Below are 18,127 nucleotides of genomic sequence, written 5' to 3' on the forward strand. Positions count from 1 at the left end.
GGGGCGGTTCTCCTCTCCCTTCTGGGGAGGCCGACGCCGCGCCGGGGGCTCAGGGACTGGTGGCAGGCCGGCCGGGATCGGTGAGCTGGATGGTCCAGCTCTTCTGCTCGCCGGTATCGACCTCGAAGAAGCCGTTGCGGTCGTAGCCCCGGGCAAGGCAGTCCTCGACACCCCGGATGGTGAATTCCCGGTCGCGGGTGCACATCAGCGAGCGCCCGCTCCACTCGCCGCCGCGATCGTAATCGACCGCGAAGACGTAGTAGTAGCGGGCCGCGAGCGCCCCCTTGAGCAGGGTCTCGCAGGCCCGGGCGGAGAGATTCCACCATCCCTCCGTGACCCAGCCGCCGGCATCCCGGTAGCCCAGCGCCACGCCGATGCGGCTCCCGGTCATGTTGCACATGCGCAGGTCCGCCCGGGCCGGCGCGGCGGCCAGAAGGAGCACGGCGGCGAGGCCCGCCGCCGCGATGCGAGTCGTCCTATCCCACCAGGATGATGCGGCAATCATTGACGTTGGTGCGGGTCGGCCCGGGCCGGACGAGGTCGCCGATCCGGTCGAAGAAGGGGGTGGAGTCGTTCTCCGACAGACTCACCCGCGGGTCCAGCCCCGCCGCTGCCGCACGGGCGAGGGTCGTCTCGTCGACGATCGCCCCGGCGGGGTCCGTGGCCTCGCCCCGCCCGCCATCGGTGCCGTCGGTATCCGCCGAGAGGCCCGCGACGCCCGGCGCCCCGTCGAGGGCGACCGCGAGGGCGAGCGCGTATTCCTGGTTCGGACCGCCCTGACCTTCGCCCCGGATCGTCACGGTGAGCTCGCCGCCGGAGATGAGGGCGACCTTGCGCCCCTCCGCGGCCTTCTGCCGGGCGAGCGCCGCATGCTCGGCCGCCACCTCGCGGGCCTCGCCTTCGAGATCGGCCCCGAGCAGGATCGGCTCGTAGCCCGCGGCCTGCGCCGAGGCAGCCGCGGCCTTCAGGGCGTCGATCGGCCGGGCGATGATCCGGTACTCGGTGCGCGTGAAGAGCGGATCGCCGGGCTTCGGGCTCTCGTTGGCCGGATCGTTGAGGAGCGCCTCCGCGGCGGGCGGGAGCGGGATGCCGCGGCGGGCGCAGATGGCGCGGGCATCCGCCAGCGTGGTCGGGTCTGGCACGGTCGGCCCGGAGGCGATCACCGCCGGGTCGTCGCGCGGCACGTCCGAGATCGCGAGGGTGAGGAGCTTGCCCGCATTGCGGGCGGCGAATGCCAAGCGCCCGCCCTTGATGCGCGAGAGGTGCTTGCGCACGCAGTTGATCTCGTCGATGGCGGCGCCCGAGCGCAGCAGGGCCTTGGTGATCGCCTGCTTCTCGGCGAGCGTCAGGTCGCCCGCGGGCGCGATCCAGTTCGCCGAGCCGCCGCCGGAGAGGAGCACCAGGACGAGGTCGTCCGGCCCGGCCGCGGCGGCCAGCTCCAGGCTGCGGCGGGTGGCGTCGATGCCGGCCTGGTCCGGCACCGGATGGCCGGCCTCCACCACGGCGATGAGCCCGGCGGGCTCGCCGTAGCCGTGTCGGGCGACCGCCTGCCCGACGAGCCGGTCGGGCCCGAGGCCGTGCACCTCGCGATAATGCCGCTCGGCCACCGCCGCCATGCTGGCGCCCGCCTTGCCGGCGCCCAGGATCACGAGGCGCCCGGCCGGCGGCGGGGGCAGCTCCGGCACCAGGCAGCCGCGGGGATGGGCCGCCGTCACGGCGTCGTCGAGGAGGCGCAGCAGCAGCGCGCGGCGGGCATCGGCAGGGGAGGGGGAGGCGGTCACGGGGCGGATCCTCGCTCGTTCGTCGTCATTCTGGTCGAAGGGTCAGCGGCGCCGGGGGGCGGGCGACCGCGATGCCGATGAGAATCAGGGCGCCGCCGAGGGCCTGGGGCCCGCTCAGGGCCTCGCCGAGGACGAGCCAGCCGAGGGCCGCCGCCGCCACCGCTTCGAGGAAGATGACGAGCGACGAGAAGCCGGCCGGCAGCCGGCCGAGCGCCACCGAGAGCAGGCCCTGGCCGCCCGCATGGCTGAGCAGCGCCAGCGCGACGAGGCCGGCGATCGCGCCCGCCGAATGCGGCAGGACGGGCCGCGTCTCGGCGACGAGGACGACACCGAGGAGCACGAGGGCCGTGACGCAGGAGGCCACGAAGGTGACCCGGGCGGCGCCGAGCCCGCGCGCGCGGGCGCGCTCCACCGCCAGGAAGTAGAGGGCGAAGAACACGGCCGTGACGACCCCGTCCCGGTCGCCCGCGAGGCGGGCCGGATCGACCTGGACCGACTGGCCGATCAGCGCCGCGCCCCCGGCGAGGCAGAGCGCGAGCCCGGCGAGCGTCGCCAGCGCCGGCCGGCGCCGCAGGCCGATCCAGGCGAAGAGCATCACGAAGACCGGCGCCGTCGTGGCGAAGAAGGTGGCGTTCGCCACCGTGGTGCCGAGGATCGCCCGGTGCCAGAAGACGAGGTCGCCCGCGAAGGCGAGGCCGGCCACGAGCGCCGCAGGGTCGAAGGCCTGCCGGCGCAAGTGGGGGCGATGCGCCTCCTCGACGCGCATCCAGCCGTAGAGGGCCGGCAGGGCCAGGGCGACGCGCCAGAAGGCGCTGGCGAAGGGGCCAACCTCCGGGCTCACCAGCCGCACGAGCACGGGCGAGACGCCCATCGCCACCGCGCCCAGGAACAGCGCCGCGAGGGCGAAGCCGGCTCCCTCGCCCGCGGACGCGGACGCGGGGCCGGCGCCGGCTCCGAGGGGAGCCGTCCGCGGGCCGGTCGCGGCCAGATCGGGCAGGGGCGGACGGGACATGGGCCGGGCAACTCGGGCGAGAGCGGATCTGTCGGCGAAGGACTATGGCATGTCGCGGCCCGCGTCACCCTGGGGGCGGTGCCGCGTGCGCCCGATGCTGCTCGGCCATTTGGGGTAAGTCGCCCGCCGGGCTTGGAAGCCCGCCGGAATCGGGAGCCCTTTGGGCAGCCCTTTGGTTGGGATCGGGAGCCGGCTGGGGTAAGGAGCGCGCTCCCGCCGCCTCTTCCCCGGTCCGCCATGCCCGATCCCGCCCCGAGCCAGCCCGTCGAGAGCCTTGCGGGGGATCCGGCCTGCGGGCTGCTGCTCCTGTGCGACCACGCCTCGAACGCGGTGCCGGAGGATCTGGGTTCCCTCGGGCTCGAGGCCCCGCATTTCGAGCGGCACATCGCCTACGATATCGGCGCGGCCGCGGTGACGCGCTCGCTCAGCCGGCGGCTCGGGGTGCCGGCACTGCTCACCACCTTCTCGCGCCTCGTCATCGACCCGAACCGGGGCCGGGACGACCCGACGCTCGTCATGCGCCTCTCGGACGGCACGGTGGTGCCGGCCAATGCCCGCATCGGCCCCGAGGGCGTGGCGGCGCGAATCGCCCGATTCTACGACCCCTACGACCACGCGATCGCGGCGGCGCTCGCCGCGGCGCGGGCGGCCGGCCGGCCTCCGGCCGTGGTGGCGGTGCACAGCTTCACGCCTGCATGGCGCGGCAAGCCGCGGCCCTGGGATGTCGGCATCCTGTGGGACGGGCAGGACGGCCGCATCGCCCTGCCGCTGCTCGCGGGCCTGCAGGCGGATCCGGCGGGGCTCACGGTCGGCGACAACGAGCCCTATGCGGGCGGGCTGCCGGGCGACACCCTCGACCGTCACGCGAGCGCGGAGGGCCTGCCGAACGCGCTGATCGAGATCCGCCAGGACCTGATCGCCGAGACGGCCGGGCAGGAGGCCTGGGCGGCCCGGTTTGCGGGGCTGCTCGCGCCGCTCATGGCGGCTTGACGCCCGCACCCGGACCGCCGACCTGAGGCTGTGTCGCGTTTAAGGAGGCGATCGATGCACGAGATCGACGAGACCACCCGCACCGAACTCGAAGCGGCGGTGTTCCGCCGCCTCGTGGCGCATCTCCAGGCGCGCACCGACGTGCAGAACATCGACCTCATGAACCTCGCCGGCTTCTGCCGGAACTGCCTGTCGAACTGGCTCAAGGAGGCTGCCGACGCACGCGGCCTGCCGCTCACCAAGGAGGAGAGCCGCGAGCACGTCTACGGCATGCCCTACGAGACCTGGAAGGCGAAGCACCAGAAGGAGGCCACGCCCGAGCAGCAGGCGGCCTTCGCGGCTCAGACCGAGACGCACTGAGGCATCGGCCGGGCCGCCGTCGTCATCCCGTGACAACGCCGTGGCATGCGGGTGCTTCGCCCCGGCAAGGACTCGGTAAGGTTGAGAGCCTATCAACCCTGGCGAGGGCGCACAGTGCGGAGCGCCGATCCGACAGAGGAATTCGAGCCATGGCTGCATCTCCCGTGCTCGCGGTCGACAACTCGTCGGTCGCCGCCGACCAGCTCAAGAGCATCATCGAGCGCATCGAGCGCCTGGAGGAGGAGAAGGCCGGCCTCGCGGGCGACATCAAGGACGTCTACGCCGAGGCGAAGGCGAACGGCTTCGACACCAAGGTCCTGCGCAAGATCATCTCGATCCGCAAGCGCGACCACGAGGAGCGCCAGGAGGAGGAGGCGATCCTGGAACTCTACATGCAGGCGCTCGGGATGGCGTAGGGGTATCCCCTGTCTGCCCGAGATCGTGCAGGCAGATGCTGTCCGGGCAGATTCTATGCGGGCCGGGCGGCGAGCCGCGCGCCGGCGAGGCGGTGGAGCGCCACCGCGCCGGCCGCCGCCACGTTGAGGGAATCGACGCCCGGTGCCATGGCGATGCGCACCCGGCGGGAGCGGGCCATCAGCGCCTCCGGCAGCCCGGTCCCCTCGGTTCCGAGCAGCAGGAGCGCCCGGGGGAGCGGCGGCAGCGCCGCGATGTCCTCCTCCCCGGCGGGCGTCAGCGCCACCGGCACCAGGCCATGCCGGTGGCAGAGCGCGAGCAGGGCCTCCCCGTCCGGCACCCGGCCGAAGGGCATCGTCAGGGCGGTGCCGGCCGAGACCCGGATCGCCTTGCGGTAGAGCGGGTCGCAGGTTGCAGCGTCGAGGATCACCGCATCCGCCCCGAAGGCGGCGGCGTTGCGGAACAGGCCGCCGACATTGTCGTGGTTGGCGAGGCCCACGAGGCCCAGCAGCAGCGCCGGCCCCTCCGGCACCAGGGCATCCGGATCGGGGTCCGGGCCGCCGCGCCCGATCGCCAGCACGCCCCGGTGGATCGGGAAGCCGGCGAGCGCGCTCATCACGGGGCGCGGGGCGACGTAGACGGGCGCCGCCGTGCCGGAGGCGGCGAGGAGAGGCATCAGGCCCGGCAGGCGCTCGGGCGCGAGCAGGATCGATTCGGGCCGGAAGCGCGCGCGGGGCGACAGCAGCACCCGAAGCACCACCTCGCCCTCCGCGACGAAGCGACCCTGGCGCCCGACGAGGTCGCGCTCGCGGATCGCCGCATAGGCGGCGAGGCGGGGATCGGCGGGATCGTCGATGCGAATCGGGACGACCAAGGCCCGGCCGGGTCAGCCCTTGGGAGCGCGGGCCGCGAGCGGGTCGGCCTCGGCCTTGGTCGGCACCTTCACCAGCGCTTCGCCGTCGAGCACGGTCTCGCCGCCGACGCTGCAGATGCATTTGAGGCGGGCGCGGCGGCGCTCGGGGACGAGCTCGGCGACCTCCACGGTGACATCCACCGTGTCGCCGATGCGCACGGGCGCGCGGAAATTCAGGCTCTGGCTGATGTAGACGGCGCCCGGCCCCGGCAGGCGGGTGCCGAGCACGGCCGAGATCAGCCCCGCCGTGTAGAGGCCGTGGGCGATGCGGGTGCCGAAGGGCGTGCGGGCGGCGAAATGCTCGGAGAGGTGGATCGGGTTGCGGTCGCCGGTGATCTCCGCAAAGCCGACCACGTCGGAGGAGGAGATCGTCTTCGACAACGTCTCCGACATCCCGACGGCGAGATCCTCGAAGTACAGAACGCGCAGTTCGGGCAGCATCGCGTCTCTCTCCCTCGCGCAGAGTTGCGCCGGTTGCGGCCTCGCACAGGATGATGAGCGAATCCAGTGCACGAAGGTCGGGGAGGGCCCAGGCTCGGCTTGGCGTGTGAGGCATATAGCCTCGTGCGAGCCATAGCCTCGGGCGCGAGCGCGAGGCATAGACGCGGGCCCGACCCTCGACGGAGCGCATGGAATGCCGACACGCGACACCTCTCCGGCCTTGCGTCTGTTCCCGCTCTCGGACCTGCATCTGGAGCGGCGCAAGCCCGCCGACCTCCCGGCGCTGGCGCCGGATTTCGACGTGCTCGTCTGCGCGGGCGACGTCTGGGAGGGGCAGCCGGAGCGGGGGCTCGCCGTGCTGCTGGCGCTGGCGGGGGAGCGTCCGGTGGTGCTGGTGCCCGGCAACCACGAACATTATGCGCCGGCGGGAGATCCGCGCACGGCCCCCGCGCTCCTCGCCGCGCTGGCAGGCGAGGTCGAGCGGATCAACCGCGAGGCGGGCCGGACCCGGATCGCGCTGCTGCGGGCGGGCGCCGCGACCATGATCCGGGGCGTGCGCTTCGTCGGGGCGACCCTGTGGAGCGACTGGTCCCTCGCCGGGCGCTGGCTCAGGGCCGATGCGCCCGGCCGCCCGGCCGATCCGGTCGCCTACGCGGCCGCCCGCATGACCGATCCGCTCACCGGCTCGCGCGAGTTCCGGGCGATCCGGCTCGGCGACGGCAGCGCCTGGACGCCCGAGGCCGCAATGGCGGCCCATGCCGAGGACCGCGCACGCCTCGCCGCGTCGCTCGCCCTGCCGCATGCGGGGCCGACGGTCGCCGTCACGCATCATCCGCCGATCGCCGAGGCCGCCGACCGCTACCGCGACGCGCCGGGTGTGCCCTGGTGGGTGCCGGCCTTCTACGCCACCACAATGCTCGACGACCTCCCGGCGGCGCACCGGCCGGCCCTGTGGGTCTCCGGCCACTTCCACGCCGGGCACGACCTCCTGCTGCACGGCACGCGCTGCGTGGCGAACCCGGTGGACGGGCGAAGCTTCGACGCAGGCAAGATCGTGACGGTGTGAAGCGAACCGCCTCCGGCATTCAACATCGCCTTGGCGGGCCCCCTATTTGTCGTACTTGATGTAGGCGAAGCGCGGATCGGTCGGCGTGCCTTCGAGGACGCCGCCCTCCCGGCCCGGCTGCCAGCCCACCACCTCCTCGATCTTGCGGGCGAGCGCGAGATCCTTCTCGGTGACGCCCTTCGAGACGTGGGTGGTCAGCCGCACCTCGACCCAGGCGTAGGAGGCGGTGATGTCGGGGTGGTGCCACGCGGCCTCGGCGAGGTGCCCGACGGTGTTGATCACCATCAGGGTGCCCTTCCAGCCGTTCGTCTTGTAGGTGCGCTTGATCCAGCCGTCCTCGAAATGCCACGCGGGCAGGTCGCGGGCGAGGCGTTCGGCGATCTGGCCGGGCTCCAGCACGGCTTCGCGGGTGACGGCCATGGACCTCTCCTCATCCGGTTGACGAAAGTACGGGTGACCCAGGGCACGGCGGCGTCCCAAGGTCGGGCGGCGCGATGGCGAAAAGGTGAACCGCCGTCCGGCCTTGCGCAAGCATGCGCGGTGGACGGGACGAGCGGCCGTCCTTACCTGTGCGCCAGGAAAACGGCCGGGCGGGCCGGACCGGATCAGGGAGGGGCGCGATGCTCTCACGGCGCGGGTTACTGGCGGCGGCCGCCCTCTGGCCGCTGCCGCTCGGCGCAAGGGAGGCGAGCGTCCTCAGGGTCGGCGTCCTGCCCTTCGGCACCGTCTCGTGGGAGGCGGCGGTGATCAAGGAGCGCCGGCTCGACGCGGCGCAGGGCTTCTCGCTGGAGAGCCTGCGGCTGGCCGGCAACGACGCCGCCCGCATCGCCTTCCAGGGCGACCAGGTCGACACCATCGTGTCGGACCTGCTCTGGGCGGCGCGCCTGCGGGCCGAGGGCAAGCCGGTGAAGTTCCTGCCCTATTCCTCCACCGAGGGCGCCCTGATGGTGGCGGGCGACAGCCCGATCCGCACCGTCGCCGACCTCGCGGGCAAGCGGCTCGGCGTGGCGGGCGGGGCGCTCGACAAGAACTGGCTCCTCCTCAAGGCCCGCGCCCAGAAGCAGGACGGGCTCGACCTCGAACGGGCCGCCCGCCCGGCCTTCGGCGCGCCGCCGCTCCTGATGCAGAAGCTGGAGGCGGGCGAACTCGACGCGGCGCTCCTCTACTGGACCTTCTGCGCGCGGCTCGAGGCCAGAGGCTTCCGGCGCCTGATCGGCGCGGACGAGATCGCCCGGTCCTTCGGGGTGGAGGGGCCGATCGCGCTCCTCGGCTACGTGTTCGACGAGGCGCTGCTGCAGCGCAAACCCGCCGCGATGGCGGCCTTCGCCCGCGCCTCGCGGCAGGCCAAGCAGGCGCTGGTGTCGGACGAGGGGGCCTGGAGCAGCGTGCGCCCCCTGATGGCGGCGGAGGACGAGCCGACCTTCGCGGCCCTCAAGCGCGAGTTCCTCGCCGGCATCCCGCGCCGGGGGATCGCCGCCGAGCGGGCCGATGCGGAGCGCCTCTACGCGGTGCTGGCGCGCCTCGGCGGCGAGCGGCTGGTCGGCAGCGCCACGACCCTGCCGGAGGGCCTGTATTGGGATGTCCCCAATGGCTGAACCCGCTCGGGGGGTCCGGGGCTGCCTCGCCTGCGGCGAGGAACGGCCCCGGCGGGTCGAGGGCGGAGCCCCGTGGGGTTCGGGGCGAAGCCCCGAGGCGGGGGCTGCGCGCCCCCGCACCCGCGCCAGAGGGCCGAGGGCCCTCTGGACTCCCGGGAGATCGTGAGACGGCATGGCCCACGCGACGCGCCTCCTCTCGGCGCTGCTCCTCCTCGCAGCCTGGTGGCTGGCGAGCCGCTTCACCGACCTGCGCACGCTGCCCTCGCCCGAGGCCGTGGCGGCCTTCCTGCTGCGCGAGACGCAGAGTGGCGACCTGCCGCGCAACGTCGGCATCACCCTCTGGCGGGTGGCCCTGTCCTTCCTCCTCGCCATGGCGACGGGAGCGGCGCTCGGCATCCTGCTCGGGCGGGCGCGCATGGCCGACCGGCTCCTCGACACGCCGCTCCTCGTCCTCCTCAACACGCCGGCCCTCGTCATCACGGTGCTGGCCTATATCTGGCTCGGCCTCACCGAGACGGCGGCGATCCTGGCGGTCGCCCTCAACAAGATGCCGAACGTCGCCGTGATCATGCGGGAGGGGGCGCGGGGGCTCGATCCCGGCCTGCAGGAGATGGCGCAGGCCTTCCGGTACGACCGCCGCACCTGGATCCGCCACGTGCTGCTGCCGCAGCTCGAACCCTTCGCGGTGGCCGCGGCCCGCTCGGGGCTGTCGCTCGCCTGGAAGATCGTGCTCGTGGTCGAGCTGCTCGGGCGCCCGAATGGCGTCGGCTACGCCATCTCCTACTACTTCCAACTCTTCGACGTGACGGCCCTGTTCGGCTACAGCCTCGTCTTCAGCGCCGTGATGCTCGCCATCGACGCCCTGCTGCTCCAGCCCCTCGATACCCATGTCCGACGCTGGCGCTGACCCGGCCATCGCGGTCGCGATCCGCCGCAAGACCTATTCGGGCCGCGGCGGCCACGTCGAGGCGGTGCGCGACCTCGCCTTCACGGTGCATCCGGGCGAGACCGTCTGCCTGATCGGCCCCTCGGGCGCGGGCAAGACCACGACGCTGCGCATCCTGCTCGGCCTCGACCGGGATTTCGAGGGCAGCGTGACGCCCGATCCGGCCTCCTTGCGGATCGGGATCGTGTTCCAGGAGCCGCGGCTCCTGCCCTGGCGCAGCGTCGAGCAGAATGTGCGCCTGTCCCTGCCGCGCCCGGAGCGGGGGCGCCCCCTCGACGCCCTGTTCGAGGAGCTCGGCCTTTCGCCCTGGCGCGACCGCTACCCGGGCGAGCTCTCCCTCGGGATGGCCCGCCGCGTCGCGCTCGCCCGGGCGCTGGCGCTCGAACCGCGCCTCCTCGTCCTCGATGAGCCCTTCGTGTCCCTCGACGACGCCGCCGCTTCCGCCCTGCGCGGCGTGGTGTTCGCGGCGGCGCGGCGGCGGCACGCGGCGGTGCTGATGGTGACCCACAACGTGCCCGAGGCGCTGGAGGTGGCCGACCGGCTTCTTCTGTTGACGCCCCGGCCCGCGCGCCTCGTCGCTGCGGTGCCGCTCGCGACGCCGAAGGCGGATCGCAGCCGCGCCTGGTCGGAGGCCACGCGCCGGGATCTCGCGGCGCGCTACCCCGACACCGTGGCGGCCTGAGCCGGATCCGTTCACGATGGAACGGACCCTGCTCCAGGTTTTTGATTGTGCCGCATTTTCTGCGACGAACCGGGATCCGCTTCGTCGGAAAATGCTCCTGAACTGGAGACACGCGATGCGATCGATCCCGCACTGGCTCCTCGCCGTGGCGCTCGCCCTCGCGCCGGCCGTCCGCGCGGAGGAAGGCCCCCCCGCCCCGGCGGCGGGGATCGCACCGCTCCCGGTGCAGGAGGTGGCGACCGGCGTCTTCGTCTACGCCGCGCCCTATGCCCTCGCGGCGCGGGACAATGCCGGGGCGATCGCCAATGTGGGCTTCGTCATCGGCCAGGATGCGGTCGCGGTGATCGATACGGGCGGGAGCCTCGCGGCGGGCCGGCGCCTGCTCGCGGCGATCCGCGCCAGGACCGCCCTGCCGATCCGCTACGTGATCAACACCCATGTCCATCCGGATCACGTCCTCGGCAACGCCGCCTTCGCGCAGGAGGGCGCGACCGTCGTCGGCCACCGGAATCTGCCCGAGGCCCTGGCGGCGCGGGCTGAGACCTACCTGCAGGCGAATGCCCCGCTGGTCGGGCCGGCCTTCGCGGGCACCCGGATCGTGCCGCCGACCCTGCTGGTGGAGGATCGGCGGGAGCTCGACCTCGGCGGGCGAGTGCTGCGCCTCGATGCGTGGCCCACCGCCCACACGAACAGCGACCTCACGGTGCGCGACCTCGCGACCGACACCTGGTTCCTCGGCGACCTCCTGTTCGTCGGCCATGTGCCCGCCCTCGACGGACGGCTTCAGGGCTGGATCGCCGTGCTGCGCCGCCTGAAATCCGAGCCGGCCGCCCGCGTGGTGCCGGGCCACGGCCCGGCCTCGGTGCCCTGGCCGGCGGCAGCCGGCCCCATCGAGCGCTACCTCGCGACCCTGGAATCCGAGGTGCGGGCGATGGTGCGCGACGGGCGGCCGATCGGAGAGGCCGGCGGGGCGGCGGCCGGCGAGGCGAAGGAGTGGTCACTCTTTCGTGAATTCAACGCCCGGAATGCCACCACCGCCTATCAGGAACTGGAATGGGACTGACCGGCACTTGGTCGACCCTGGGGTTGCACTGCCGTGCTGAGCCGGCTCATCCTGAGACAAAAGCCGCGCCCGCCCGCCGGACTTATACACAAGTCGTTGATGATGCAGCGCAGCAATTCTATGTTGCTATGCAACACACAGGGGAATTCGTACTTAAGTCACCAATTTTGGCGCCGAAACGGGCTCGCTTGGGCCCCAATCGTTGTTGACGCCGCCTATTTTTCTCTTAGAGTTCCTTCAGCTTCGGTTTCAAACGGCGCCGCCAGGGGAGGGCGGTGGTCGGTTCGCAGACATGGCATGCCCTAACGGCGGACAAGCCCGGGCCAGCAACAGCGCCTGTTGTGACACGCTGCCGAAGCATAAAGACGTCCCCAAACGCAAACAGCAGGTCCGTGCTGCCATGCTCCTGACTCCAGGGGCGGGTGGCTTACATGCACCTGTCGGAGGAATCCATGAGAGCGGTCCATCTCCTAGCGTTGAGTGCCGGTGTCCTGGGCGTGACGCCCGCCCTGGCAAACGACGATCTGATCAAGCAGATCGCCAACCCGGCACAGCAGGTTCTGCAAACCGTCGACTACGCCAACACCCGCTATTCGAAACTCGACCAGATCAACACCGGCAACGTCAACAAGCTGCAGGTGGCCTGGACGTTCTCGACCGGCGTTCTGCGTGGCCACGAGGGATCGCCTCTGGTCGTCGGCGACACGATGTACGTGCACACGCCGTTCCCGAACATCGTGTACGCGCTCGACCTCAACCAGGACGGCAAGATCGCCTGGAAGTACGAGCCCAAGCAGGATCCGAACGTGATCCCGGTAATGTGCTGCGACACGGTCAACCGTGGCCTGGCCTATGCCGACGGCAAGATCATCCTGCACCAAGCCGACACCACGGTCGTCGCCCTCGACGCCAAGACCGGCAAGGTCGTGTGGTCGGTCGTCAACGGCGACCCGAAGAAGGGCGAGACCAACACCGCGACCGTGCTGCCGGTCAAGGACAAGGTCATCGTCGGCATCTCGGGCGGCGAGTACGGCGTGCGCTGCCACGTCACCGCCTACAGCCTGAAGGACGGCAAGAAGATCTGGCGCGGCTACTCGATGGGTCCGGACGATGAGATGCTCATCGACCCGGAGAAGACCACCTCGCTCGGCAAGCCGGTCGGCAAGGACTCCTCGCTGAAGACCTGGGAAGGCGATCAGTGGAAGCAGGGCGGCGGCTGCACCTGGGGCTGGTTCTCCTACGACCCCAAGCTGAACCTGATGTACTACGGCTCCGGCAACCCCTCGACCTGGAACCCGAAGCAGCGCCCGGGCGACAACAAGTGGTCGATGACCATCTGGGCCCGTGACGTGGACACCGGGCAGGCCAAGTGGGTCTACCAGATGACCCCCCATGACGAGTGGGACTACGACGGCATCAACGAGATGATCCTCACGGATCAGAAGTTCGGTGACAAGGAGCGTCCGCTCCTGACCCATTTCGACCGCAACGGCTTCGGCTACACCCTCGACCGTGCGACCGGCGAGCTCCTCGTCGCCGAGAAGTACGATCCGGTGGTGAACTGGGCCACCAAGGTCGACATGGACAAGTCGTCCAAGAACTACGGGCGTCCGCTCGTCGTGGCCAAGTACTCGACCGAGCAGAACGGCGAGGACGTGAACACGAAGGGCGTCTGCCCGGCCGCTCTGGGCACCAAGGACCAGCAGCCCGCGGCCTACTCGCCGAAGACCCAGCTGTTCTACGTGCCGACCAACCACGTCTGCATGGATTACGAGCCGTTCCGGGTGAGCTACACCCCGGGCCAGCCCTATGTCGGTGCGACCCTGTCGATGTACCCGGCCCCCAACAGCCATGGCGGCATGGGTAACTTCATCGCCTGGGACAACGTGAACGGCAAGATCAAGTGGTCGGTGCCGGAGCAGTTCTCGGTGTGGTCGGGCGCGCTCGCCACCGCCGGCGACGTGGTCTTCTACGGTACGCTCGAGGGCTATCTGAAGGCCGTCGACGCAAAGTCGGGCAAGGAGCTGTACCGCTTCAAGACCCCGTCGGGCATCATCGGCAACGTGATGACCTACGAGCACAAGGGCAAGCAGAACGTCGCCGTCCTGTCGGGCGTCGGCGGCTGGGCGGGCATCGGCCTTGCGGCCGGCCTGACCGACCCGAATGCCGGCCTCGGCGCGGTGGGCGGCTACGCGGCCCTGTCGAACTACACGAACCTCGGCGGTCAGCTCACCGTCTTCAACCTGCCGCAGTAATACCAACGGCCCAGGCTGCTCACGCGAGCCAAGTGCTCCCGCATCGGGCCGTTGACCATCTCGCATTGTCGACACCAAGCCAAAGGCTTGGCGACAATGCGAGAACGGAACCACCGGTCATTTCCAATGACCGTTGGTATAATCGGTCGCAGGTTCACCTGTACCTAAGTCTGGCCGGCGCGGGTTTCCGCGCCGGCTTCCTTATGATCAAGTGGCCCCGGAGACCCCGACCCGCAGCGCGGGGCTCTCGTATAGACAGGGAGAAACGTCCGTTGCGTCACCTCAGCACGACCGCTCTGCGGCCTGTCCTGGCCGGCCTCGCCCTAGCAACCGTCACGACGGTTGCCGTATATGCTGAGGGCGCCAAACCCGCCGATCCGGCCCTCGCCAACTCGCTCAATCCGAACGACAAGACCGCCGAGATCGACCAGAAGATCCTCGACAAGGCGCAGGCCGTGAAGGTGGAGGACGGCAAGTACCTCGACGCCGATGGCCATCCGACCTTCCACGTGACCGACAACGGCAAGAAGTTCGACTGGTACTCCTATTCGGGCTACCGCCGCTATCACGCCGAGTGCCATGTCTGCCACGGCCCCGACGGCATGGGATCGACCTACGCGCCGGCTCTCAAGGATTCGCTGAAGCACCTGTCCTACGAGGAGTTCATCGGCATCCTGGTCGGCGGCAAGCAGGATGTGAGCGCCGCGCAGCAGCAGGTCATGCCGGCCTTCGGCGACAACAAGAACGTGATGTGCTACGCGGACGACCTCTACGTCTACCTGCGCGCCCGCGCCGCCGGCGCCATGGGCCGCGTGCGCCCCTCCGACAAGGAAGACAAGCCCGAGGCGGCCAAGAAGGCCGAGAAGGAGTGCCTGGGCGGCTGATGCCCCGGCCCTTCCAGCTTGCTTCCCGCCGGCTCAGCGCCGGCCTCGCGGTCCTGCTGCTGGCGGCAGGACCGGGGGCGGCGCTCGCGCAGCAGCTGCCGGACCTCGTCACGACCGACGCGCTGCGCGTCTGCGGCGACCCGGGCAACATGCCTTTCTCCGACCGCAAGGGGGAGGGGTTCGAGAACAGAATCGCGGCGATCGTCGCCGACGAGCTGAAGGTGAAGCTGCGCACCTATTGGCTGACGCAGGGTCCCGGCTTCGTGCGCAACACGCTGGGCGCCGGCCTATGCGACGTGATCATCGGCTCGGCCCTGGGGACGGATCTCGTCCAGAACACCAACCCCTATTACCGCTCGGCTTACGTGCTGGTGTCGCGCCAGGGCGACCTCTCCGGGGTGACCGCCCTCGACGATCCCCGGCTCAAGGGGAAGACGATCGGCGTCGTGGCCGGCACACCCCCGGTCAACCGGATGGGGGATGTGGGGCTCGTCGGGTCCATGCGGGCCTATGCGCCCTACCAGTTCGACCCGGCGAATCAGCATCAGACCGTGTCGGCGCAGATCGTGGCCGACCTCGCCGAGAGGAAGCTCGATGCGGCGATCCTGTGGGGTCCGGCGGCGGGCTGGCTCGCCCGGCAGAGCGGGGTGCCGATGGAGGTGGTGCCGCTCCTGAAGGAGCCCGACCGCCCGGCCCTGACCTACCGCATCGCCATGGGAGTGCGGATCAACGAGAACGAGTGGAAGCGCACGCTCAACACGGTCCTGCGCAAGCGCCGGGCAGAGATCGAGCAGGTGCTGCGCGACTATGCGGTGCCGCTTCTCGACGAGGAGCAGAACCGGCTCCTGGACGACACCAAGCCGTGAGGGCCGCCTTGGCCCTGGCGGCCCTGCTGCTCGCCTCGGGTGCCGCGGCCGCGCCGCCGCCCGAGCCCGCGGGCTACCGGGAGGACGATTTCCGCTCGCCCACACCCGCGACGCTGCAGGGCGCGCGGGTTGTCACCACAGAGGAAGCCGAGGCGCTCTGGCGGGCGGGCGTGCCCTTCATCGACGTGATGCCCCGGCCGCCGCGGCCGGCCGCGCTGCCGCCGGGGACGATCTGGCGGGATCCGCCGCACGAGAGCATCCCGCACGCGCATTGGCTCGCCAATACCGGCTTCGGCGCGCTCGCCCCCGAGACGGAGGCCTATTTCCGCGGCGCGCTCGACCGCCTCACGGGCGGCGACAAGGCGAGGCCGCTGGTCTTCTTCTGCCTGCGCCATTGCTGGATGTCGTGGAACGCGGCCAAGCGTGCGCTCTCCTACGGCTACACCCAGGTGATCTGGTTCCCGGACGGCTCCGACGGCTGGAGCGACGCCGCACTCCCGCTCGAACGCCTCCAGCCCGTCCCCCCGTAGAAGGAGTCCAGAGGGGCGTCACGCCCCTCTGGCCGGGGTGCAGGGGGCGGCGCCCCCTGCCTCGTCGGGCTCGATGCCGCTGCGATCGAGCTTCGCCAGGGCCTGCACGACCGTCTCGCCCCCGATCACGAGATCGGGCGCGATTTCGGCAAGCGGCACGAGCACGAAGGCGCGCTCGCGCACGAAGCGGTGGGGCAGGACGAGGCGCTCGTCCTCCACCACGGCGCCCGCATAGTGGAGCACGTCGATGTCGATGACGCGCGGCCCCCAGCGCCGCTCGCGCACGCGGCCGAGGCGGGCCTCGATGGCGAGGCAGGCTTCGAGCAGGGCGTGGGGCGACAGCGCGGTCTCGACCGCGACGGCGGCGTTGAGGAACCAGTCCTGGTCGGTGTCGCCCCAGGGGGGCGTGCGGTAGAAGCGCGAGCGTGCGGTCACGCGCAGGCCCGGCGTGGCGTCGAGCGCGGCGATGGCGCGGGTCAGCATGGCGGCCTTGTCGCCGAGGTTGCTGCCCAGGCCCAGATAGGCGTCAGCCATGGCGCGACCTCGTGATCTCGACCGCGACGCCGTCGAGGATCGCCGGAACGGGCGCTCCCGGCTTGTCGACCCGCACGGTGATGGCCGTGAGGGCCGGGAAGCGCGCGAGGGCTTCGGCCGCGATGGTCTCGGCGAGGGCCTCGATGAGGCGGAAGCGCCGCCCGGTGGCGATGTCCGTGGCCAGGGCCGCGAGGTCCGCGTAGCTCACGGTGGCGGCGATGTCGTCGGTGCGGCCGGCCGCGCGGAGATCCAGGCTCGCCTCAAGGGAGAGGTAGAAGCGCTGGCCGAGCCGGCTCTCCTCCTCCAGCACGCCGTGATGGGCGAAGACGGCGAGGCGGTGGATGAGGATGCGGTCGCCCATCAGGCGGCTCCGCCGCGCATGATGGCATCGACCACCTGGCAGGCCTCGACATGGGGGCGCACGTCGTGGGCGCGCACGATGTCGGCCCCGAGGGTGGCGGCGATCACGTGGGCGGCGATGGAGCCGAACAGGCGGTCGGCGGGCGCCGTGGTGGTGTTGTGGATGCGCCCGAGCAGAGACTTCCGGGAGATGCCGACGAGGAGGGGAAAGCCGAGCGCCCGCAGCTCGGGCAGGCGGCGGATCGCCTCCAGGTGCTGCTCCCAGCTCTTGCCGAAGCCGATGCCCGGGTCGAGGACGATGTCGCGCTCGGGGATGCCGGCCTTGGCGGCGATGGCGAGGGAGCGGTCGAAGAACCGCTTCATCTCGTCGAGGATGTCGAGGCTCGGATCCACGCTCTCGCGGTTGTGCATCACGATCACGGGCGCGCCGTGGGCGGCGGCGACCCGCGCGATGTCGGGCTCGCGCTGGAGGCCCCAGACGTCGTTGACGATGCGGGCGCCGGCCTTGAGGGCGGCCTCGGCGGTGGAGGCCTTGTAGGTGTCGATGGAGATCGGGACCGGGCAGGTGGGGGCGAGGGCGGCGAGGATCGGGATCACCCGGGCCTGCTCCTCCTCGGCGGAGACGGGCACGTGGCCGGGCCGGGTGGATTCTCCGCCGATGTCGAGGATGGCGGCGCCCTCCGCCACGAGGGCGGCGGCCTGGGCGGCGGCGGCCTCGCGCTCCTGGAAGCGCCCGCCATCCGAGAACGAATCGGGCGTGACGTTGAGGATGCCCATGACCAGGGTGCGCCGGCCGAGATCCGGCAGCAGGGTGGTGAGGGCGGAAGGCTGCGCGGTCACGGGAACCTCGACGGGGATCTGCGCGGGACGTCTCCCGCGCTTATGCCGGATCGCGAGCCGGGTGCAACGTGCGGGTGGGGGGCCGGACTGCCGCACGCGGCCTCGCAGGCCGTGTCCCGCGTTCCGGAGGACTTGGTGTCGGGTCGACCTCTCGGGCCGAGCCGCGCCTCCGTGAGGGGGCGACAGGCCGCGGAGGATGCGCGGCGGCTCCGAGTCCTCGTTTCAATCCGCGCCCCCGTGAGAGGGCGACACGCGGCGAACACCCAGTCGATGTAATCGCGGGCCGTTTCAATCCGCGCCCCCGTGAGAGGGCGACGTCAGGCCCCACTCCAGGGTGCAGCTCCGCCCCGTGTTTCAATCCGCGCCCCCGTGAGAGGGCGACGAGGCCGGGCCCGTTGCCGTCACCGTGGCGTCCGAGTTTCAATCCGCGCCCCCGTGAGAGGGCGACCGGTTGGTGTCGACCCCCTTCATGCTCGCGTCGCGGTTTCAATCCGCGCCCCCGTGAGAGGGCGACGGATTGCCGCTTGGTCACCCGAGCGCAGGGCCTTGTTTCAATCCGCGCCCCCGTGAGAGGGCGACACGCGGCGAACACCCA

At 71.5% G+C, this 18,127-nt stretch carries 21 protein-coding genes and 1 CRISPR repeat array (1 of these 22 only partly in view); of the genes, 12 read left to right on the forward strand and 9 right to left on the reverse strand.

Annotated features, from left to right (window positions below):
• Window positions 1–49: 49 nt before the first annotated feature.
• The 3 genes from MNOD_RS28195 to MNOD_RS28205 are packed head-to-tail and all read right to left on the reverse strand — an operon-like array spanning window position 50 to window position 2,793.
• On the reverse strand, window positions 50–505 hold the full coding sequence (locus MNOD_RS28195) for a DUF1036 domain-containing protein (RefSeq protein ID WP_015932384.1): 456 nt from the start codon (window positions 503–505) through the stop codon (window positions 50–52).
• The gene (locus tag MNOD_RS28200) at window positions 477–1,781 is read right to left on the reverse strand and encodes a glycerate kinase type-2 family protein (protein WP_015932385.1); all 1,305 of its coding nucleotides are present in this window, start codon (window positions 1,779–1,781) and stop codon (window positions 477–479) included. The genes MNOD_RS28195 and MNOD_RS28200 overlap by 29 nt, the downstream gene beginning before the upstream one ends.
• 25 nt (window positions 1,782–1,806) lie before the next feature.
• Window positions 1,807–2,793 (reverse strand): DMT family transporter, encoded by a 987-nt coding sequence (locus MNOD_RS28205; RefSeq protein WP_015932386.1) that lies wholly within the window; start codon window positions 2,791–2,793, stop codon window positions 1,807–1,809.
• Between the two features lie 237 nt (window positions 2,794–3,030).
• Here MNOD_RS28205 and MNOD_RS28210 point away from each other — a divergent pair, with 237 nt between their 5' ends.
• The 3 genes from MNOD_RS28210 to MNOD_RS28220 all read left to right on the forward strand — a co-directional run bounded on the left by MNOD_RS28210 (window position 3,031) and on the right by MNOD_RS28220 (window position 4,559).
• Window positions 3,031–3,783 carry an N-formylglutamate amidohydrolase gene (locus tag MNOD_RS28210; RefSeq protein ID WP_015932387.1) on the forward strand — a complete coding sequence of 251 codons (753 nt, stop codon included), beginning with the start codon at window positions 3,031–3,033 and terminating at the stop codon, window positions 3,781–3,783.
• A 54-nt stretch (window positions 3,784–3,837) separates the two neighbouring features.
• Window positions 3,838–4,143 carry a DUF1244 domain-containing protein gene (locus MNOD_RS28215; protein ID WP_015932388.1) on the forward strand — a complete coding sequence of 102 codons (306 nt, stop codon included), beginning with the start codon at window positions 3,838–3,840 and terminating at the stop codon, window positions 4,141–4,143.
• Window positions 4,144–4,292: 149 nt separating this feature from the next.
• Window positions 4,293–4,559 (forward strand): DUF2312 domain-containing protein, encoded by a 267-nt coding sequence (locus MNOD_RS28220; RefSeq protein ID WP_015932389.1) that lies wholly within the window; start codon window positions 4,293–4,295, stop codon window positions 4,557–4,559.
• Window positions 4,560–4,612: 53 nt separating this feature from the next.
• Here the strand turns inward: MNOD_RS28220 and MNOD_RS28225 are convergent, their stop codons facing one another.
• A complete protein-coding gene (locus tag MNOD_RS28225) occupies window positions 4,613–5,431 on the reverse strand; it encodes a TrmH family RNA methyltransferase (RefSeq protein WP_015932390.1) in 819 nt (272 codons plus the stop codon).
• A gap of 12 nt (window positions 5,432–5,443) precedes the next feature.
• A complete protein-coding gene (gene croR / locus MNOD_RS28230; RefSeq protein ID WP_015932391.1) occupies window positions 5,444–5,911 on the reverse strand; it encodes a 3-hydroxybutyryl-CoA dehydratase in 468 nt (155 codons plus the stop codon).
• 193 nt (window positions 5,912–6,104) lie between these two features.
• On the opposite strand from croR, the gene MNOD_RS28235 reads away from it, so the two are divergent.
• The gene (locus MNOD_RS28235) at window positions 6,105–6,977 is read left to right on the forward strand and encodes a metallophosphoesterase (protein ID WP_015932392.1); all 873 of its coding nucleotides are present in this window, start codon (window positions 6,105–6,107) and stop codon (window positions 6,975–6,977) included.
• 42 nt (window positions 6,978–7,019) lie between these two features.
• Here the strand turns inward: MNOD_RS28235 and MNOD_RS28240 are convergent, their stop codons facing one another.
• Window positions 7,020–7,397: a 4a-hydroxytetrahydrobiopterin dehydratase gene (locus MNOD_RS28240; RefSeq protein ID WP_015932393.1), complete on the reverse strand. Its 378-nt coding sequence runs from the start codon at window positions 7,395–7,397 to the stop codon at window positions 7,020–7,022.
• 200 nt (window positions 7,398–7,597) lie between these two features.
• On the opposite strand from MNOD_RS28240, the gene MNOD_RS28245 reads away from it, so the two are divergent.
• The 8 genes from MNOD_RS28245 to MNOD_RS28280 all read left to right on the forward strand — a co-directional run bounded on the left by MNOD_RS28245 (window position 7,598) and on the right by MNOD_RS28280 (window position 15,798).
• Window positions 7,598–8,572, forward strand: a complete 975-nt coding sequence (locus MNOD_RS28245; protein ID WP_015932394.1) for an ABC transporter substrate-binding protein — start codon at window positions 7,598–7,600, stop codon at window positions 8,570–8,572.
• 172 nt (window positions 8,573–8,744) lie between these two features.
• The gene (locus MNOD_RS28250) at window positions 8,745–9,479 is read left to right on the forward strand and encodes an ABC transporter permease (protein ID WP_015932395.1); all 735 of its coding nucleotides are present in this window, start codon (window positions 8,745–8,747) and stop codon (window positions 9,477–9,479) included.
• Window positions 9,460–10,200, forward strand: coding sequence for an ABC transporter ATP-binding protein (locus MNOD_RS28255; protein WP_015932396.1), 741 nt, complete (start codon window positions 9,460–9,462; stop codon window positions 10,198–10,200). The genes MNOD_RS28250 and MNOD_RS28255 overlap by 20 nt, the downstream gene beginning before the upstream one ends.
• Window positions 10,201–10,315: 115 nt before the next feature.
• On the forward strand, window positions 10,316–11,263 hold the full coding sequence (locus MNOD_RS28260) for a quinoprotein relay system zinc metallohydrolase 2 (protein ID WP_015932397.1): 948 nt from the start codon (window positions 10,316–10,318) through the stop codon (window positions 11,261–11,263).
• Between the two features lie 452 nt (window positions 11,264–11,715).
• The gene (gene xoxF5 / locus MNOD_RS28265) at window positions 11,716–13,518 is read left to right on the forward strand and encodes a lanthanide-dependent methanol dehydrogenase XoxF5 (RefSeq protein WP_015932398.1); all 1,803 of its coding nucleotides are present in this window, start codon (window positions 11,716–11,718) and stop codon (window positions 13,516–13,518) included.
• A 272-nt stretch (window positions 13,519–13,790) separates the two neighbouring features.
• Window positions 13,791–14,402 carry a c-type cytochrome, methanol metabolism-related gene (locus MNOD_RS28270; RefSeq protein WP_015932399.1) on the forward strand — a complete coding sequence of 204 codons (612 nt, stop codon included), beginning with the start codon at window positions 13,791–13,793 and terminating at the stop codon, window positions 14,400–14,402.
• Window positions 14,402–15,268, forward strand: a complete 867-nt coding sequence (xoxJ, locus tag MNOD_RS28275) for a rare earth element methanol dehydrogenase accessory protein XoxJ (RefSeq protein WP_015932400.1) — start codon at window positions 14,402–14,404, stop codon at window positions 15,266–15,268. The genes MNOD_RS28270 and xoxJ overlap by 1 nt, the downstream gene beginning before the upstream one ends.
• On the forward strand, window positions 15,265–15,798 hold the full coding sequence (locus MNOD_RS28280; RefSeq protein WP_043749569.1) for a PQQ-dependent catabolism-associated CXXCW motif protein: 534 nt from the start codon (window positions 15,265–15,267) through the stop codon (window positions 15,796–15,798). The genes xoxJ and MNOD_RS28280 overlap by 4 nt, the downstream gene beginning before the upstream one ends.
• Before the next feature lie 18 nt (window positions 15,799–15,816).
• On the opposite strand, the gene folK is transcribed toward MNOD_RS28280, so the two are convergent.
• The 3 genes from folK to folP are packed head-to-tail and all read right to left on the reverse strand — an operon-like array spanning window position 15,817 to window position 17,532.
• Window positions 15,817–16,332, reverse strand: a complete 516-nt coding sequence (gene folK / locus MNOD_RS28285) for a 2-amino-4-hydroxy-6-hydroxymethyldihydropteridine diphosphokinase (RefSeq protein ID WP_015932402.1) — start codon at window positions 16,330–16,332, stop codon at window positions 15,817–15,819.
• Window positions 16,325–16,693 (reverse strand): dihydroneopterin aldolase, encoded by a 369-nt coding sequence (gene folB / locus MNOD_RS28290; protein ID WP_015932403.1) that lies wholly within the window; start codon window positions 16,691–16,693, stop codon window positions 16,325–16,327. Before folB ends, folK begins: the two co-directional genes overlap by 8 nt.
• Window positions 16,693–17,532: a dihydropteroate synthase gene (gene folP / locus MNOD_RS28295; RefSeq protein ID WP_015932404.1), complete on the reverse strand. Its 840-nt coding sequence runs from the start codon at window positions 17,530–17,532 to the stop codon at window positions 16,693–16,695. The genes folB and folP overlap by 1 nt, the downstream gene beginning before the upstream one ends.
• Before the next feature lie 219 nt (window positions 17,533–17,751).
• Window positions 17,752–18,127: direct repeats of the CRISPR family, unit length 31 nt; unit sequence GTTTCAATCCGCGCCCCCGTGAGAGGGCGAC (it continues 251 nt past the right edge of the window).

This window comes from Methylobacterium nodulans ORS 2060 (genome assembly GCF_000022085.1).
GTDB lineage: Bacteria > Pseudomonadota > Alphaproteobacteria > Rhizobiales > Beijerinckiaceae > Methylobacterium > Methylobacterium nodulans.